At 56.9% G+C, this 17737-nt stretch carries 13 protein-coding genes; 5 read left to right on the top strand and 8 right to left on the bottom strand.

From position 1 onward, the window contains the following. Nucleotides 1-221: 221 nt before the first annotated feature. From ABD937_RS01940 to ABD937_RS01970, 7 genes are all read right to left on the bottom strand, one after another. On the bottom strand, nt 222-677 hold the full coding sequence (locus ABD937_RS01940) for a hypothetical protein (RefSeq protein ID WP_345252956.1): 456 nt from the start codon (nt 675-677) through the stop codon (nt 222-224). 1077 nt (nt 678-1754) lie between these two features. Next, complete coding sequence (locus ABD937_RS01945) at nt 1755-2420, bottom strand: hypothetical protein (RefSeq protein WP_345252958.1); 666 nt, start codon at nt 2418-2420, stop codon at nt 1755-1757. A 174-nt stretch (nt 2421-2594) separates the two neighbouring features. Then, complete coding sequence (locus ABD937_RS01950) at nt 2595-3101, bottom strand: DUF2199 domain-containing protein (RefSeq protein ID WP_345252960.1); 507 nt, start codon at nt 3099-3101, stop codon at nt 2595-2597. 45 nt (nt 3102-3146) lie between these two features. After that, complete coding sequence (locus ABD937_RS01955) at nt 3147-3656, bottom strand: hypothetical protein (RefSeq protein ID WP_345252962.1); 510 nt, start codon at nt 3654-3656, stop codon at nt 3147-3149. Between the two features lie 136 nt (nt 3657-3792). Further along, nucleotides 3793-4437: a GNAT family N-acetyltransferase gene (locus ABD937_RS01960; RefSeq protein WP_345252963.1), complete on the bottom strand. Its 645-nt coding sequence runs from the start codon at nt 4435-4437 to the stop codon at nt 3793-3795. A gap of 661 nt (nt 4438-5098) precedes the next feature. Then, nucleotides 5099-5581 carry a hypothetical protein gene (locus ABD937_RS01965; protein ID WP_345252964.1) on the bottom strand — a complete coding sequence of 161 codons (483 nt, stop codon included), beginning with the start codon at nt 5579-5581 and terminating at the stop codon, nt 5099-5101. Nucleotides 5582-6077: 496 nt separating this feature from the next. Beyond that, entirely contained in the window at nt 6078-7532 is a 1455-nt protein-coding gene (locus ABD937_RS01970; RefSeq protein ID WP_345252965.1) for a leucine-rich repeat domain-containing protein, read from the bottom strand. Between the two features lie 127 nt (nt 7533-7659). On the opposite strand from ABD937_RS01970, the gene ABD937_RS01975 reads away from it, so the two are divergent. The 5 genes from ABD937_RS01975 (at nt 7660) to ABD937_RS01995 (ending at nt 16755) form a co-directional block, all read left to right on the top strand. Continuing rightward, nucleotides 7660-10101 carry a TIM-barrel domain-containing protein gene (locus ABD937_RS01975; RefSeq protein ID WP_345252966.1) on the top strand — a complete coding sequence of 814 codons (2442 nt, stop codon included), beginning with the start codon at nt 7660-7662 and terminating at the stop codon, nt 10099-10101. 197 nt (nt 10102-10298) lie between these two features. Continuing rightward, entirely contained in the window at nt 10299-13415 is a 3117-nt protein-coding gene (locus tag ABD937_RS01980) for a WD40/YVTN/BNR-like repeat-containing protein (RefSeq protein WP_345252967.1), read from the top strand. A 64-nt stretch (nt 13416-13479) separates the two neighbouring features. Beyond that, on the top strand, nt 13480-14175 hold the full coding sequence (locus ABD937_RS01985) for a LytR/AlgR family response regulator transcription factor (RefSeq protein ID WP_345252968.1): 696 nt from the start codon (nt 13480-13482) through the stop codon (nt 14173-14175). Between the two features lie 186 nt (nt 14176-14361). Beyond that, nucleotides 14362-14559 (top strand): hypothetical protein, encoded by a 198-nt coding sequence (locus tag ABD937_RS01990; RefSeq protein WP_345252970.1) that lies wholly within the window; start codon nt 14362-14364, stop codon nt 14557-14559. Between the two features lie 45 nt (nt 14560-14604). After that, nucleotides 14605-16755 (top strand): ATP-binding protein, encoded by a 2151-nt coding sequence (locus ABD937_RS01995; protein WP_345252972.1) that lies wholly within the window; start codon nt 14605-14607, stop codon nt 16753-16755. A gap of 431 nt (nt 16756-17186) precedes the next feature. On the opposite strand, the gene ABD937_RS02000 is transcribed toward ABD937_RS01995, so the two are convergent. After that, nucleotides 17187-17372, bottom strand: coding sequence for a phosphatidate cytidylyltransferase (locus ABD937_RS02000; RefSeq protein WP_345252973.1), 186 nt, complete (start codon nt 17370-17372; stop codon nt 17187-17189). Nucleotides 17373-17737: the final 365 nt, after the last annotated feature.

The following is a 17737-nucleotide window of genomic DNA, read 5'->3' on the forward strand; positions in this document are numbered from 1 at the left end:
CCGGCAGTGGTCGAAATGAGTTGCCAATTCCCTACCAGGTCGGTCCGTTGAGTGTTTCGGACATAGCTTCTTGGTTTGGATGATCTGGGTTGGTCATCGCCTTCAGCGGGATCGAGTATGTTGCAGGAAGTGGTTGCAAGCGCAAGTATGATAAGCAATATTCTCATTCCAGTATAAAGTCTCATAATAATACTCCGCACAATTTTCAGTGACGACATCTACTAAGGCTTCATTTTCGCCTTTCGGAAAAGGTATACATTTGAAGTCGCCTGGTTCCCGCGTTTATTTCTCATTTCAAGACGGAGACTGCCATTTCTTAGAATTCGCCCGCGAACAACGAACGCCGCTTCGGTTGACTTTGCGGTAAAGAAGATAGAATCCTTTTTGATCGTGTAGCGTCCCCAGAAGGTGTAATGTTGTCCGTATTCCTCGCCAGCATCTGCACCACCCCGCTTTAGCCAATATTGAATATCAGGGACAACACCTGCGCTAAAGCCTTGGGTAATGGAGTGATCGCTGAAAAATCTAAGGTAGGTCCAGCACGTGTCATTTGTTTCCGTTAAGATCTCCGGAGTCGCGCTTTGATAGTACCCGTCGAAGCGAACATTCCGCTCCTGCCCATGAGCCGAAAGCCCGGGCAAGACAAGTGTTACAGAGAAAATTAGCGCGATACGCATCGGATGTTTTGGATAGCGGCTAACGGCCAGGGGGCGCCTGTGCCGGCGTGCTTTAGTGAAGATACGGTATAGAAGACCCTGGCTGGCTCACCTGCCTGGTGGCCGCCGTACGGTGAAGCAGGTGTAACGATCATCAGTACAGGAAGCCCATTTACAAAAGCAGTACTTCTAAACCCGTCTGGCAAAAAGGTTTCATCTACCTTCAGCAATGTTTACAAAAAGACTGCTGCTTCTTTTCACCGCATATGCCGCTCTTATCCTTTGTAGCGCTTGTAAAAGTTCAAGATCCGCTGCCGCTCTGGTAAACGATACCAGCCAGGCTCTCTTTTTTAATCAAATGAAATCTTATTGCGGTCAGTCATTCAAAGGGACCGTGGTGGAAGCACCGGACACGGATACTACGTTCCGAGGTAAAGAGTTAACTATCCATATACGTAGTTGCGAGGAAAACAGGTTAAGAATCCCTTTTATAGTGGGTGCGAACAGGTCCAGGACATTCATTCTAAGCCGTTTCCCGGATAAGCTGGAATGGAAGCATGATCACCGGCATGCAGACGGGAAACCCGATGAGGTAACCATGTACGGGGGCAGCACCAGTAATACCGGATCTCCCAACATGCAGGTTTTTCCTGCCGATCAGCAATCGGTACAAATGCGCGCCGGCATGATCGGGAATGTGTGGTGGGTAGAGATCGAACCCGGCAAATCATTGACCTACAATTTTAGAAGAGTCGGCACAAAGGCAGCTCTAACCGTAAGGTTTGACCTTACCAGGCCGGTCGAAACGCCACTCGCGCCGTGGGGTTGGACTGATTGACATCAGGGCATCGATGTACATGCCGCTTACAAGGCCTTTTTGGTCTCGGGGATACGTTTCAGGGAATATGTGCACGTTTGTCTGAAGGGCCGCAATACGTTTTCGTGGTGCGTATGACATCGAGTTCGGTACTATGGTATAGCGCCTAACGAATGCAGGTTTATAGTGTGGCCGGGAATGAAATTCAGAATTTTAACGACTGCCGGCAGGCCATAGCCCTATAGGCCATGTGTACAGAAATTTAAGAGGCGCCGGCCAAATCAGTCAATATTTCCTCGATTCTCAGGTTCATCTTCCCAAGAATCATAGGTATTCATTTCATTGTTGTCACATGGATCAATTAATGAAGTTTCTTTAAACCAATCTTCGTAATCATCCTCCAAGTCTACTCGTGGTATTTTGTCATTCTTTAGCTCTGCTTCATTTTCAGCCTGTAAACTAGGGCTAGGAATATCAATGCTTCCCCTCTGTGGCTTGAGATCGACACGCGCAGTACTTGCGTCAATATCATGGTGATTTTTATCGTTCTGAGCGTCAACACCTTGTAGCTGGTTCCAACCACTTTTGGGATCAAGTTTTAAAAAATCGTAAACATCCATTCCTTCTGTCCAGCCAATTTGTCGGACATGTTCGATATTCTTATTATAATCTCCAAACTTGATTGTAGCCCCCTTCGCCGAGGTTGACCAAATATATTTCAAACCATAATCGCGAAGAATGTATGCCATCAAGTAGACGTCTGAGAAGCAGCAGTCCTCACTGTAGATTAGGTCCATTCGATATTCGTCAGCCTCAGGTTTAAAGGGCTCGAAGTCTAGACCGTAGTTTTTCAATAGCAACTTCAAATCCGAAAAATCTGGTATAAGCCTATTAATCGACAAATGGAATCTTGAGCTGTCTAAAAACTTAAATGCAAGATTGATCATCGTCTACCTTTTACGAATGAGGGTGCTCGATTACGCAAAACGACTACGGCTTTGCGATGTGAATGACCCTAAGGTACAGATTATAGGAAAAGCTAGCAGGCCATTGTGCACGCGCTCATGTCGGGCGCTGCCGGGCGGTCTTTTCGTGGAGGGGGAACGAGGGCGGGGCAACTTCTAGTCCTCGCCCATGGCATACCTTATGCGCTGCTCCGCCTGTGCTTTAGAAATACCATTGAAATAGTCATGAAGAAAAGGATGCTCGCCTTGGCCGTGATGTGGAACAACTTCGGGACGGCTTCCGCCCGCTGAGAGGACGACTTTAGTTTTAATTGAATTGGTGTCGTCATATTCCGGGATCAGCGTACAGAGATATCCGAAATAGGTCGCCTCGTAATTCTGATCATCGAAGTGGTCATAGTAATCATCGAAGCTTTTTTCGCTCAACGACACCCACACACCGTATTCCAGATCGTCGCAGTGATCGTTGACCGTCTGACGCAATACAGCCCGAGCAAATCGGTCGGTTTGCTCTTCATGTCTTATGACACAGAAGTCGCTGCTTAACTCAGCGATGTTCTTTTGGTCCATCTCGGACAAGCAGGTATATGGATACGGCGCATTGAAGGAAATGGCTGGCCATTCCTCATGTTCTTTTCCGCAGGTCAAACAAGTGTATCGCATTTCTTTAGGAATGTAGGTAACGCAACCGCCCAAGTTCGGCGCTGCTCATCGCGCGGCGTGTAGCACATGAAGCATCTTCTGCAGCTTCATTTCTCGATTGGGGCCATGCTCACCCCAAAGTTCAATAAGCTCTTTGTATGATTGACGGTTGATCACGGTTTCAGCAAAGGCACTGAGGTCCTCATCGATCTTTCCTTCCAGGTAGAGCTGTCCGAAAGCCGTCGCGATTATGGCCTGATCAATGCCCATCAAAAGCCGGAGCCCGATTTCACTGCTTCTGACGAATGCTTTTGCGTCTTCAATGTCGGTAGTCAAATAGTTGAAAGCCGGATAGTCCCATTCCGACAACTTGGAATCAATGAACTCCTTCTTGCTTGTTCCCTCATTATCTGGTAACCATTCTTTCAGCGAGTAGAGCACATCCCAGCCGTCGTCGTTACCGAAAGGCGCGCTGTCATCGACTACACTGTAGAAAAACTCGTCCTTCATCAGCTTTTGGGCTGTAGGGTGTGCGTTTGCTAAGGCAATTTCATCGATGTCGTCATCTTCGAACATAGTTAGTTGAGGTTTAGGTATGAGAAATGTTGCGCGTAGTGACCAACGGTGAGGCCTTTCGCTGTGGCCGGGAATGAATTTACGAACGATAATGACTGCTCCTAGACGATACTTGATCAGGTGGCACACTTTTCCCTCAGCTGATTGCCCTCAGCTTATATACTAAAAGATTGTCACCATCATTACGATTCTGCTTGAAATTGAATTTCTCCAAAATCCTCAGGGAGCCCAGGTTTTCGCAGTGGGTATATGCTTCGATCGATTTCAGGCCGATCGATGCTAATCCGAATTCAATTACCGTGGCAACAGCTTCCTGCATGATTCCATTCCCATGGTAGTGGGGTAATAACTCAAATCCTATTTCCGCCGTCGAACAATCGCCGGAAAAGCCGTATAGACAGATGGTCCCGATCAATTTGTCAGCTCCGGTAAGCGTAATTGCCCAATAGATTGACTCTTTCTTTTCAATGCTGTTACCTATTACTCCGATAAAGTCCCTGGCATCATCGATCGACTTGCAAGGTTTCCTGTCCAGGTACTTATTGACGATCGCGTCCGAACGCAGGGCGAATATTTCCTTGTCATCACTATGTAGCAGCTGTCGCAACGTCAGCCTTTCTGTCCGCAGAACCGGAAACGGGGTAAAGCTATCTCTAATCGTTGTTGGATACACTTGGTGGATATTATAGGAGGTGACGATGGCGGCCAGCGACCAGGGTCTTGTGCTGTGGCCGAGGATGAATGTACGAACTATAATGAGGTTGAGAGGCCATAGCGCCATAGCCCATCTGATACGCAGTGGTCAAGGGTGCCCAAGGCCTTGGTGCCAAAGGCTTTTGGTTTGCTCATAGGTAATCTTATAGAAGGGTACATCTGCCTCATTGAACAAGTTGATTATACTTCGGTAGGTACAACTCGATTCTTTCTCTCTGGCTAACAATTTATCAGCAAAAACATTGATAAAGTCTCCTCTACGAATTGGCCCAGACAGGCATGCTGTGACCAAATAAACATATGCATGGGGATAGCCTTTGACGGTGGTCGAGAGTCTGACTTTAACAACGACGCCGCTACAGGAATAGCCGCAGCCGCGATTCAGAAGAACTGTGTCAACCAACTCGCCTATGATATGCAGCTTCGCAGGCAAAGTAGAGGTATCGGTATGGCGGATTACTTTATAGGGTATGATCGTGATGGTATCTAGGTAAGATGCTTTCCTCTGCAAAACAACAATCAGCGTGTCGGTTTTCTGAGCGTTGGACAGAAAAGAAGAAAGCGAGAAAAAAAGACTCCATATGATTACTCTGAATGCCTCCATTGAGTTGCGTATAACGGACAGGGCGTTGCGCTGTGGCCGAGAATGAAGATACAAAGTTTCTGAGTGCGCGCAGGCCAGAGCGCAACAGCCTCTGTTGGCCGCTGTGCTTTGAGTTGTTTCGTTGTCACCAAAGCTCTTTGTTGAACCAATAGTTCATTCCGATTATGTTCTGAGCAAAGCCTGCAAATCCAGACTTCCCGAACTTGAAATTGTATCCATAATAGAGCCTGAACGATCCGCCCCCAAATCCAACATCGGGCCTTACTACGAATCTGCCGTTGGAAAAGTCGGTGTAATAAAGTGCTGCAGCACCGAATCCCATACCGCCAGCCCCGCCCAAGATGAAAACACCGACCTTCGGAGCGATAAATATCCGTTTGCCGAAATAGACTTCACTAGCGAAGTAGCTGCCTTTCTGTAACGGATGAATCCCTGCTGTAGTGAACTTTACGTTTGCAACGCCAACTTCTGCAAACAACTTTCTACTCAGCCCTGCTCCCGCTTGGAAACTGGTGCCTCCTTTCCATCTCCTGGCGCTTGATGTGTCTGTCTGCCCGATAGCAGTCACTGATAGAATAAGGAAAGGAAGTGCTATAAGCTTGAGCATATAGAAAAGTTGCAACAAATAGCGGCTAACGATCAGTCTTTGCGCTGTGGTCGGGAATGAATGTACGAACAATAATGACTGCTCGGAGGCCATAGCGCAATAGGCCATGTTAGCCGCCGTTTAAGAAGTAAAGCGCTGACCTGGCACAGTATCCGAGCAGAATCAAGAAGCCCAAGATAAGAGGCCAAGAGTTCGCCGCTGCCGCCGTGGCTGGCCGCGAAGCGGAGCTGCAGGCCGAACTCGAAGCCCTGTTCACAGCATAGAACCAAAGCGCCGATCCCAATGCGATCGTCATTCCCGCAACCTTCCTGCGGGTGACGGTGTCGCGATGAACGGGTTTGTCGTTTTTTGTTTGTAGGGCAGCCGCCTGTTCATCCGACGGCTCGCCATATTAAGACCAGTCCGGGCGGGGGCGTGCGGCTCCGCGCCCGGGTTTCTGCAGGTGGAGGCCGCTGCGCCCGGAGCCCCGGCTATGGACTGACCTTCCTTCGTTGCCTTACGGCCGGATCATCTGGTTCATGCCGTTGCTGCCGCTGCTGGCCAGGAATTCCGTCGTCACGTTCTTAAAGGTGATGTTCTTCAATTGTTGCTCGCCCTCCAGGCGCAGCACTTTCAGCGCAGGGAATTGCGCTAGGTCAAGCTCGGTGATACCGGTCTGGCTGAGCGTCAGTTTTTCGACCAGAGGGAAGGTGCCGGCGGGCAGCTGCGCAATCGGGTTCGTGTTGATATCCAGGATGCGCAGGTGACGGAGGCTGAAAATAGTGTCCGGCAACTGTTCGAGACCGGAGCGCTGGAGCAGCAGCTTTTCGAGCCTCGGGAGCTTCGCGAGCTGTCCGATCGCCTGTCGCACATCGAGCTCCGTCTGCATCGAGAAGTTGACCACCGTCACGTGCTGCAGCTTCAGGAAGGAGTCGGGCAACTGCGTGAGCGAGCATGCATAGCAATCGAACACCTGCTCGATCTCGGCATCGTTGTGCATGCTGGAATACCGGTCGCCCCAGGCCTTCGGCTTTTTCTGGTAATAATTGTTGCGCGTCACCTGCCCCAGCACCAGGTATTCGCCGTAATCGATGGCGGGGTGACCGGCCATTCTCGTGTAATAGTATTGCTCCTTGAGGTACTTCGGCTCCCAGTGCTCCGCGATGTGTGCCAGCAGGCCGTCGGGAGCGATGTTGCCCAGCAGCTTTTTCGCTTCTTTTTTGACTTGTGTATCGCGGTGGAAATAAGCCACGTTGAGCAGGTACGACAGGGCCTTGCGGTCGGGAGCATGTTGCCGGATGATGTCGATGGCCTTCAGGGCATCCGCGTCGTCGGTGCTCATGAGCAGGTCGAGTACCTGGCCGGTGTCGGCGAGCGCCGGCAGCTGCGGACGCGCTGCCTCCTGCTTGGCTTCCGCAGGCTCTTCCCGGGCGGCGATCTGCGCGCTCAGCTCAAGATAAGCGGGATGGCTGCGCAGGTCGTCCGGGCCAGGCACGAAGCGGTGCAGGCGGGTGCCATCGCCAAGGCTCCAGAAAGAGGTACCACTCGTTTTTTCGATCAACTGCATCGAGAGGTCGAGCCCGTCCTTGAATTGGTAGCCGTCCGTAACGGATTGCTGCACCTGCCCGTCGAGCGCCGAATAGCTCAGCGCCGGTTGCCCGTCCTTGAACTGCTGCAGCGTGAACAGCATGCTGGTCTCGTCAACCGTGAAAGAGGCCACTGAGTGCCCGAACGAAGCGCGCTCCAGGTCGAGGTCTTCAACAAGCAGGGGCGAGGCGCAAAAAGCGATCGTGCCGGTGGCGCCGATGTAGAAGTCAATGTATTCCTCGTCGAAATTGAAGTCGAGCGCTTTGCGCATCGGAACGGTCTCCTTGAAGACGAGGGTCTTGCACCCGAAGCGCACAGAGAATGCCGTGAGGTCGCTGGGGTCGAAGGCCCTGTCGATAGCGATGCCGGAAAATCTGAATCCCATATATGGTTTTTAGCGGGCCCAAGGTACAGCGGTTCGGGCGGCCATCCGAAAGCATTCCGGCGGCGCGCCTGGGCACGGCATCGGGGTTTGGCGGCTTCATCGTAGTTTGCTTCTGCAAATCCTCAGTATGCACAAACCTTCCATTCTCTTCGCCTGCACCCTGCTTACCTCCATTGCCCTGGCGCAGGCACCGCAGCAACGTGATCCCGCCGGGAAGCCGGCACCGGCGCGGCCGGCCGCGCCGGTAGGACAGTCGGTCCCCTGCAGCTTCGGCGAAGTACTGCTGACGTCTTATGGTACCGATGTGTTCAAGATCACGGTGAAGGCCACCGGCGACCGCCTCGCCGACAAGCTCTCCGACGCCGTCGTCGCGAAGCCGGTCGCCACGAGGGCCTTTTCGATCCGCAGTACCGGTCAGGACTCGTTTACCGTGCAGGGGCTCCGGTACACCGACCGCGACCGCCGCAGCTTTTCGTTTTCCCTCGCTTTCGGCGGCGACCATAAAGGTTTCCGCGTGCCGCTCGCGAACGGCGAGCGGGTATACGGTGCCGGCGAGCGCGCCCTGCCGCTGAACCGCCGCGGCTACCGCCTTGCCCTCAACAACAACCCCTGGTACGGCTACCGCGAGGGCGCCGACAACCTCAATTACTCCGTTCCGTTCGTGACCTCCTCGGCCGGCTACGGGCTTTTCTTCGACAACCCCGCGCGCAGTTATCTCGACCTCGGCAAGACCGACTCCTCCGTGCTCGAGTGGGGCACGCCGGCAGGGGAGTGGAGCATGTACGTGATCCTGGGCAACCCGAAGGAAGTGCTCGCTTCCTACCACCAGCTTACCGGGACCCAGCCCCTGCCGCCGCGCTGGGCCTTCGGCAACCTCATGAGCCGCTTCGGCTATACCAGCGAGGCACAGACGCGCGATATCTTGGGTAAGATGAAGGCCGAGGGGATCCCGGTGGAGGCCGTCATCTTCGACCTCTTCTGGTTCGGCGATTCCATCAAGGGCACAATGGGGAACCTCGATTGGGTGAACAAGACGAAATGGCCCGCGCCGGCGAAGATGATCGCCGACTTCAAGAAAGAAGGCGTTCATACGATCCTGATCACTGAGCCCTTCGTGGTGGAGACGTCGAAGAACTACGCCGCGGCACGGCCCTTCTTTGCGGTGGACACGGCGCGCAAGCCTTATGTGCTGGAGAAATTCTACTTCGGCCGCGGCGGCCTCCTCGACCTCTTCCGCACCGACGCGCAGGCCTGGTTCTGGAGCCATTACCGCAAGCAGATGGCACTCGGCGTGGAAGGCTGGTGGGGCGACCTCGGCGAGCCCGAGCAGCATCCTTCGGACCTGTACCACAACCTGAAAGACCTCGGCTTCGCCGGCCGCCTCTACGGCGCCGACGAAGTGCACAACCTCTATGGCCACCAGTGGACGAAGATGCTGTATAACTACTATGCGAAGGAGCATCCCACAAAACGCCTGTTCTCCCTAAACCGCAGCGGCTTCGCCGGTACCCAGCGTTACGGCATCTTTCCGTGGACGGGCGACGTAAGCCGCAGCTGGAGCGGCTTCCGCGCGCAGCTGCCCACGCTGCTCGGCATGACGATGAGCGGCGTACCCTACGTGCATTCCGACGCCGGCGGCTTTGCCGGGGGCGAAGGCGACGCGGAGCTCTATGTGCGCTGGCTGCAGTTCGCCGCGTTCACGCCCATCTTCCGCCCGCACGGCACCGCCCTCTACGAGGTCGAGAAGAATGCGTTCTCCTTCCCCAGCGAGGCCGCCCTCATCGATACGCCGTACCGCCGGCATGCCAAGGCGGCCATCGACCTGCGCTACCGCCTGCTTCCGTATAACTACAGTCTTGCCTACAGGCATGCCGTTGACGGCAGCCCGCTGATGGCGCCGCTCTATTACCACTTCCCCGGCGATACGATTGCCGCGCGCCTGCACGACGAATACCTCTGGGGCGGGAACATCCTCGTGGCGCCGGTAATTGAAAAGGGTGCCACGTCGCGCACGCTCTACCTCCCCGAGGGCCGCTGGGTGGATCCTGCCGGCAAGCTGTACGAAGGCCGCCGCTGGATCACGATGCCGGTGACGCTGGGAACGATCCCTTTCTTCTTCCGTGCCGGCACCTTTACGCCAGGGCAGCACCCGACACCCGGCGCCAACACGAGCACCGAGAAGAAGGCAACGCCCTTTCTCGTATATGTGCCCTCGGATACGCCGGCCGCCTTCGACTGGTACCTCGACGACGGGGTGACGAAGGGTGCGGTCGCGAGTGGCAAGCACACCCTGCTGCGCTGCCGCGGCCGGCAGGAGGGGAGCACGGTGCGCCTGCAGCTGACCCCGACCAATACGCTTTTTGCCACCGACAAACTGTTGGTGCAGCTCCAGGGCCTCGACGAGCAACCGAAGCGCGTGGCCGTGAACGGTAAAACGTTTCCCGTCATCCATGAGAACGACACGTCCGCGCGCAACGCGCCGGTGCTCTGGGATTCCGGCCACGGTTCGCTGATGATCCTGCTGCCCAAAGGCATGAAAGAGGCGGTGACGATCGAGGTGCAGCGCTGACCGGCCCCCTTGGCCCCCAAGGGGGAACTTAGGTCCTGCTTTTCCTACGGTAGCTGCCCGTCTCAAAGAAGTACGTTGCTCCAATGCGTTTACGCCACCGTATTCTCCCATCACCCCATCACCCCATCACCCAATTAGCACATTAGCATATTAACCCATTCGCACATTATCTTTCTCCCTTCAAACCCGAACCGTATATGCGCATTGTCTTGCTCCTGAGTTTCCTTTGTTCCGTACTTGTGGCTGATGCCCAGAAGAAAAAGGGCGCGGCGCCGCCCGATACCGACTCGGCGCTCTTTTCCAAATTGAAGTACCGCCTCGTAGGGCCCTTCCGCGGCGGGCGCGTGGCGGCCGTGAGCGGCAGCATGCGGCAACGCAACACCTTCTACTTCGGCGCCACGGGCGGCGGCGTGTGGAAGACCACCGACGGTGGCTCCAACTGGAAGAACGTGTCCGACGGATCCTTCGGCGGCTCCATCGGCGCGGTGGCTGTGGCCCCTTCCGACGACAACATCGTATATGTGGGCGAGGGCGAGAACACGCTCCGTGGCAACGAAAGCGAAGGCCTTCGCGGCTTCTGGCGCTCCGACGACGCCGGCCGCACCTGGCGCAACCTCGGGCTCCAAGACGCGCGCCACGTGAGCCGCATCCTGGTGCACCCGCGCGATCCCAACACGGCCTGGGCGGCCGTCATCGGCCACTCCTTCGGGCCTAACGAAACGCGTGGCGTCTACAAAACCACCGACGGCGGCAAGACCTGGCAGCGCACCCTCTTCGTGAACAACCAGACCGGCGCCGCCGAGCTCGCCATGGAGCCAGGTAATCCTTCGGTACTTTATGCCGGCACCTGGCGCGTACTCCGCACGCCCTGGAGCATGGAGAGCGGCGGCCCCGGCAGCGGCCTTTGGAAAAGCACCGACGGCGGCGTCTCCTGGACCGACCTTTCCGCCCGCAAAGGATTGCCGAAGGGCGTCTGGGGCATCGTGGGCGTAGCGGTTGCGGCCACCAACCCCGACAAGGTGTACGCCATCATCGAGAACGCGGCCGGCGGACTCTTCGCCTCCGAAGACGGCGGGCAGACCTGGAGCCTCACCAGCAACGACAACAACATCCGCCAGCGCGCCTGGTATTACAGCAAGCTGTTCGTGGACCCGAAGAACGAGAACACCGTATACGCCCCCAACGTCGGCTTCATGCGCTCGCGCGACGGCGGCAAGACCTTCCAGTCGGTGCCGGTGCAGCACGGCGACAACCACGACATCTGGATCGACCCCGAAGATGGTAACCGTATGATCGTGGGCAACGACGGCGGCGCGCAGATCACCTTCGACGGCGGGCAGAACTGGAGCACGCAGCGCAATCAGCCCACGGCGCAGATCTACCGGCTTTCTACGGATAACGCTTTTCCTTACCGCATCCTCGGCGCCCAGCAGGATAACTCCACTTTCCGCATCCGCAGCCGCAGCGCCGGGCAAGCCATCACCGAGAGCGACTGGGAGCGCACCGCCGGCGCCGAGAGCGGCTACGTGGTAGCCGATCCGCTCAACCCCGACATCGTATACGGCGGCAACTACGGCGGCTACCTCTCGCGCCTCGACCACCGCACCGGCGAGAACCGCGCCGTATCGCCCTGGCCCGACAACCCGATGGGCGCCGGCGCCGACGTGCTCCGCTACCGCTTCCAGTGGAACTTCCCGATCTTCTTCTCGCCCCACAACCCGAAGCGCCTCTATGCCGCGGGCAACGTCCTGTTCGTGACCGAGAACGAAGGCGCGAGCTGGGAGCAGCTTTCTCCCGATCTCACCACCAACGACAAAAGCAAGCAGGGCCCCTCGGGCGGCCCCATCACCAAGGACAACACCTCGGTGGAATACTATTGCACCATCTTCACCGCCACCGAGTCGCCCCTTGAGAAGGACCTCTTCTGGACCGGCTCCGACGACGGCATCATTTCGGTGAGCCGCGACGGCGGCAAGAACTGGCAGAACGTGACGCCGGCCGGCGCGCCGAAGTGGATCATGTGGAACTCCGTGGAGGTGGATCCCTTCGAAAAGGGCACGGCCTATTTCGTGGGCACGCGCTACAAGAGCGACGACTTTGCTCCGTATATCTACAAGACGACGGATTACGGCAGGAGCTGGACGAAGATCACGGCCGGCATCGACGGGCAGCACTTCACCCGCGCCCTACGCGCCGACCCGAAGCGGCCGGGCCTGCTCTATGCCGGCACCGAGTACGGCATGTACGTGTCGTACGACGGCGGCGCACGCTGGAAGCCCTTCCAGCTCAACCTGCCCATCGTACCCATCACCGACCTTACCATCAAAGACAACGACCTCATTGTGGCCACGCAGGGCCGCTCGTTCTGGGTGCTCGACGACCTGACGCCGCTGCAGCAGTGGAACGCCGACGTAGCCGCGAAGCGCCTCCATGTGTTCACGCCCGCCCCGGCCTGGCGCCTGCCCGGCAGGGGTAACCCGACGCCCGGCGGCGCCCCGCGTAATGCCGGCACCAACCCGCCCGGCGGCTCGGGCTTCCACTTCTGGGCCTCCGGCCTAAGCGACTCGGTCAAGGGACGCGTGGTGATCCTCGACGCCCAGCGCAACCAGATCCGGAGCTTCAGCACGGGAGCGAAGGAAGCAAGGGACCGCTTCGAGCCGGTGAACGGGATGAACCGCTTTGCCTGGAACAACCTGTATGCGGAGTCGGAGCGCATCGACGGCATGATCCTTTGGAACGGCGTGCCCTCGGGGATCCTGGCGCCTCCCGGCAATTACTTCGCACGCTTCGTGGTCGGTACCGACTCGGCGGAGGTGCCCTTTACCATCAACCCCGACCCCAACTACAAGACCACCCCGGCCGAATATGCCGAGCAGTTCGCCTTCCTGAAGAGCGTGCAGGACAAGTTCAACGAGATGCAGGGCGCCATCAAGGACATCCGCGCACTGCGGAGCCGCATCGACGGCTTCATGGCCCTGCAGGGCAAGGACGTGCCGAAGGAGGTGAAAGTGCTGGCCGACAGCATGCAGCTGCGCCTGACGCGGATCGAGGAGACGCTCTACCAGACGAAAGCCCGCAGCGGGCAGGACGTGCTCAACTACCCGATCCGCCTCAACGACAAGATTTCCGGCGTGTTCGACGTAGCCAACAGCGGCAACTTTGCCCCGAGCCGGCAGGCACAGGCCGTGTACGCCGAACTGGCCCAACAGGCCGATGCCCAGCTCGCCGCCCTGCGCCGTCTGAAGGAGGTGGACGTGCCCGCGCTGAACGAGCTGATCCGGCAAAAAGCCCTGCCGGTAATTGGCGTGCGGTAACGGGAAATCGCTATCTTTCGGGCGATCGAACCAAGAGTAAAAACACATAAGCGCAACCCCGACCATGAAATGTTTAATCGTTGACGATAATAAGATGGCCCGCATGGCGATGAAGCAGCTCGTGGGCCAGGTGAAGGACCTGGAGCTCGTGCAGGAATGCGAGGACGCCATGGAGGCCTACAACGTGCTCAACAAGCAGTCCATCGACCTGCTGTTCCTCGATATCGAGATGCCCGGCATGACCGGCCTGGAACTGACCAAGAACCTCGGCCACCGCTCGCCGCTCATCATCTTCACCACCGCCAAGACCGACTATGCCGTGGAGGCCTTCGAGCTCAACGTGGTGGACTATCTCGTGAAGCCCATCTCGCCGGCGCGCTTCCTGCAGGCCGTGGAGCGGGCCCAGGAAACCGTGGCCGCCGACAAGGAAGAAGTGAAGGTGGAAGACCAGGAATTCGTGTTCGTGAAGGACAACGGCATCCTGAAGCGCATCAACGTGGACGAGATCCTTTACCTCGAGGCCATGGGCGACTACGTAAAGGTGCATACGCCTACGAAGTTCCATGTGCTTCACGCCACACTGAAGTCGATCGAGGAGAAGCTTTCCCCCACGAAATTCATCCGCGTGCACCGCAGCTACATCGTATCCATGAGCAAGATCGACTTTATCCAGGAAGGGGTGATCTCGATCGGAAAAGCCTCCGTGCCGGTGGCCGATACCTACCGCACCGCGCTTAACAAGCGGCTGAATCTGCTCTGACAGCGGGTTTCGGAAAATATCCCGTTCACCGACCAAATGAGGGCGGTGGTCTAAATCAGGGGGGCGCAAGGCCCCCCTGATGCTATTTTTGGGGCCTGCTGACGAAAATAGGTTCCCATCTTCTTCCGGGCTTTGCTGCTTCCGCAGCCGGTCCGTCGGCGGTTTCGGGGCACCGCCACCAAATTTATGACAACACGATTCCTCATCGGCTTTCTCTCCTGCATCGCGGGGCTCATCGGTTCGGAGTACTTTCTCCTGAACGAGCTCTTCAGCGGCAAACGCCCGCCTGTATTGGCTGTGGCGGCCGGCGCCCTGCTGGGAAGCGTCCTGTTTTTGGGGTATTGCTACCGGAAATTCCGTAAATCCGGCATCACCCTCGCCTAAAGGCCCGATTTTCGTATTTTAGACCCCTTGATGAAGGAAGGTCGAATGAAATACCTGGCCCTGTGGTTCTTTATTATCGGCGTGGTGCTGATCGTATTCATTCAATTCATTACGAGCCAGAATGTAAAGCGCCTCACGGAGGGCAACAAGCGCCTGCTCGCCGAAGTGGCGATCCAAAACCGCCTGCGCCTGCTCCAGAACGACGTGCTTACCGTGGAAAGCGATATCCGCGGCGTCGTCATTACCGATGACCGTACCCACCTCAGCAATGTCAACGACAAGATCGAAAGCATCCGCCGCGAGGTGAGCGCCCTGCGCACCGACCTCCGGGGCGAGCACGCCGAGACCTATATCACCGAGCTCGATACCCAGGTGGGGCGGAAGATCGTCTTCAGCCAGGCGATCCTGAACGCCTACGACAGCAAGGGCAAGGAGGCCGGCGAGGCCGTCATCAACACGGGCCGCGGCAAGGTGCTCCGCGACTCCATCGTACAAGCCGTGCACCAGCTCGACAGCATCCGTCAGTACCGCCTCAACGGCATCATCTCCAATATCGAGAACAACGGCGCGCGGGCCCGCTTCATGGGCGTCGGCCTCGCCATCATCGCCTGCCTCGCCTGTGTGCTCGCTTTTCTTTACGTGGTCAACAAGGGCCGCCAGCAGGAGCGGATGATCCAGATGCTCAACGAGTCGGAAAAGCGCATCAAGGAAGGGGCCTTTATCAAGGAGCAGTTCCTGGCCAATATGAGCCACGAGATCCGCACGCCGATGAATGCCATCCTCGGCTTCACGAACCTCCTGCGCCGCTCCTCGCTCACGCAGCAGCAGCAGCAGTACGTCGACTACATCTACTCCTCGAGCCAGAACCTGCTGACCCTCATCAACGACATCCTCGACCTCTCCAAGATCGAAGCCGGCATGATGCATATCGAGCAAACGCCCTTCAGCCTCAACGGCCTCGTCAGCTCGGTGCAGGTCATGTTCGCCGACAAGGCGCAGCAGAAAGGGCTTCAGCTCACCATCAACGTAGATCCCTCCACCCACGATACCCTCAGCGGCGACCCCGTGCGCCTCACCCAGGTGCTCATCAACCTCCTGAGCAATGCCATCAAGTTCACCGAGCGCGGCTTCGTGCATTTCGAGGTGCGCTGCCTCAGCCAGACTGATGACGAAGTGGTGCTCCAGTTCCGGATCAAGGACTCGGGCGTGGGCATCGCACCGGAAAAGCGGAAGGCCATCTTCGAGCGCTTCCAGCAGGCGGAGGCCGAAACGACGCGCAAGTTCGGCGGCACGGGCCTCGGCCTTGCCATCGTAAAGCAGCTGGTGGACCTGCAGGGGGGCACCATCCATGTGGAGAGCGAGGTCGGCAAGGGTTCCGAGTTCATCGTGCGCCTGCCCTTCCGCCCGATCCAAAACCACACGGAAGCCTTCGCCGCGCCTGCCGAAGCGGTGCTTAACCCGGTGAGAGGCATGCGCATCCTCGTAGCGGAAGACAACCAGATGAACCAGCAGCTGATCCGCCACCTGATGCGCCAGTGGCAGATGGACCACGTGATGGTGAGTACCGGCCGCGAGGCTGTTGAAGCGTTGCGCCGGGAGCCCTTCACGGCGGTGCTGATGGACATCCAGATGCCCGAGATGGACGGCTATGACGCCACGCAGGCCATCCGCGGCGAGCTCCGCTCCGACGTGCCCATCATCGCCATGACGGCTCATGCCATGACGGGGGAGAAGGAGCGCTGCCTGTCGTTCGGGATGAATGACTATATCTCCAAGCCGCTGAAGGAGGCCGAGCTCTATGCCATCCTGCAGGCCTACTTCCGTACGGCCGATGCGCAACCGGCGCCGGCGGTGGTGAACCTGCAATACCTGCGCGAGCTGTCGCTGGGCGATACCGAGTTCGAGAATGCCATCGTGCGCCAGTTCATCGTGCAGGTGCCGGAGGAGCTCGGGCTGCTGCAGGAAGCGGTGCAGGCGGGCAACAAAGGGCAGATCAAGAGCATCGCCCACGGCATGAAAAGCTCTGTGGCTTACCTGGGGCTCACGGAGCGGCTTTCACCCTTCCTGCACCGGATGGAGGTGGAGGCGGTGAGCGGAACTGACGAAAATCATTTCCAGGAAGACTACGAGGAGGTGCGCCGGGTATGCGAGCAGGCGGTAATAGAGGCCCGTGCGCTGCTCAGTACTTCAGCCTAAACGGCTTACATATATTACTAAAAAAGTATGTGGCTTCCGCCGCGCGGTTTGAGGGTAAACCACGGGCCCGGGGCTAAGGAAATAGGCCTATCGGCCTCGAAGTGCAATTGTTGAACTTGACCGTCAAAAAGGCCGGTTTGGACGATAGAAATTTGCTAGATGCGTATTTGCCTTGTACTTTTACATTGTAATCGGAACACAGAAACATTCTCTACTGAATATAAGATCTTGGTTTCGTATGGTTAAGGGTGAAGCCCTGTCATTCCTGGCGGGGCATTTTTTTTCTTCTACTTCTGAAATGCTCAACTAGCCATAACAAAGGGATACCTATCCTAATGAAAAGCCTCTCGTGTCTACGAAGGGCTTTTATAATGCCGGAAAAACACCGGTTGTCCGGTACCGATAGACCGCATCTCCACTTCTTTTCCTGATCAATACCTCCGGCGCCCGCGGCCACGGAACTTGTTGGCGATCCATAGGATAATGCCGACCACCAGTACGACCAGGATGATCCCGATCCACATGCCCGCTTTAAAGATGCTCCCGATGACGTCGCAGGAGGAAAGGGTGATCATCATTGCCAGTGCTGCCAGCAGGAGGGTGTTCGTCTGTTTCATGAGTTCCGTTTTGGGGAATGCTGCAAATGCCATACCTCTCCCCTGACCCCTTCCCGAAGGGAATGGGCGTTTGGTGTCCCGATGGCTGCCAGGAACCTACCAAACCGAAGCGCACTAAGGTTAGGGCAGCCCGCTTGCGGGCTTACACTTTGCGTCCTTGAAAAAAGCTTGTGACTGCCGGAGACGTCGCTACCTGCATTCGGAGGGCCTGTAAATACAAACGACCGAAAACACTGCCCTTTGCGTCTTAAAGGCTGTTTCAATTAAATGATCATCATGAAAAGGTGAAAAGGTCGGCCGCAAGCGGCCTCGATGCACGACGGCGCGACGGCGCGACGTAGGAAAACAATCTGTTCTTTCCACTT

It is taken from the genome of Flaviaestuariibacter amylovorans, from assembly GCF_039541815.1.
Taxonomy (GTDB): Bacteria; Bacteroidota; Bacteroidia; order Chitinophagales; family Chitinophagaceae; genus Flavisolibacter; species Flavisolibacter amylovorans.

Excerpts from the sequence above, each read along its gene's own strand:
- ABD937_RS01940 (WP_345252956.1), bottom strand. The coding sequence starts at position 677 with ATGCGTATCGCGCTAATTTTCTCTGTAACACTTGTCTTGCCCGGGCTT.
- ABD937_RS01945 (WP_345252958.1), bottom strand. The coding sequence starts at position 2,420 with ATGATCAATCTTGCATTTAAGTTTTTAGACAGCTCAAGATTCCATTTG.
- ABD937_RS01950 (WP_345252960.1), bottom strand. The coding sequence starts at position 3,101 with ATGCGATACACTTGTTTGACCTGCGGAAAAGAACATGAGGAATGGCCA.
- ABD937_RS01955 (WP_345252962.1), bottom strand. The coding sequence starts at position 3,656 with ATGTTCGAAGATGACGACATCGATGAAATTGCCTTAGCAAACGCACAC.
- ABD937_RS01960 (WP_345252963.1), bottom strand. The coding sequence starts at position 4,437 with ATGGCGCTATGGCCTCTCAACCTCATTATAGTTCGTACATTCATCCTC.
- ABD937_RS01965 (WP_345252964.1), bottom strand. The coding sequence starts at position 5,581 with ATGCTCAAGCTTATAGCACTTCCTTTCCTTATTCTATCAGTGACTGCT.
- ABD937_RS01970 (WP_345252965.1), bottom strand. The coding sequence starts at position 7,532 with ATGGGATTCAGATTTTCCGGCATCGCTATCGACAGGGCCTTCGACCCC.
- ABD937_RS01975 (WP_345252966.1), top strand. The coding sequence starts at position 7,660 with ATGCACAAACCTTCCATTCTCTTCGCCTGCACCCTGCTTACCTCCATT.
- ABD937_RS01980 (WP_345252967.1), top strand. The coding sequence starts at position 10,299 with ATGCGCATTGTCTTGCTCCTGAGTTTCCTTTGTTCCGTACTTGTGGCT.
- ABD937_RS01985 (WP_345252968.1), top strand. The coding sequence starts at position 13,480 with ATGAAATGTTTAATCGTTGACGATAATAAGATGGCCCGCATGGCGATG.
- ABD937_RS01990 (WP_345252970.1), top strand. The coding sequence starts at position 14,362 with ATGACAACACGATTCCTCATCGGCTTTCTCTCCTGCATCGCGGGGCTC.
- ABD937_RS01995 (WP_345252972.1), top strand. The coding sequence starts at position 14,605 with ATGAAATACCTGGCCCTGTGGTTCTTTATTATCGGCGTGGTGCTGATC.
- ABD937_RS02000 (WP_345252973.1), bottom strand. The coding sequence starts at position 17,372 with ATGAAACAGACGAACACCCTCCTGCTGGCAGCACTGGCAATGATGATC.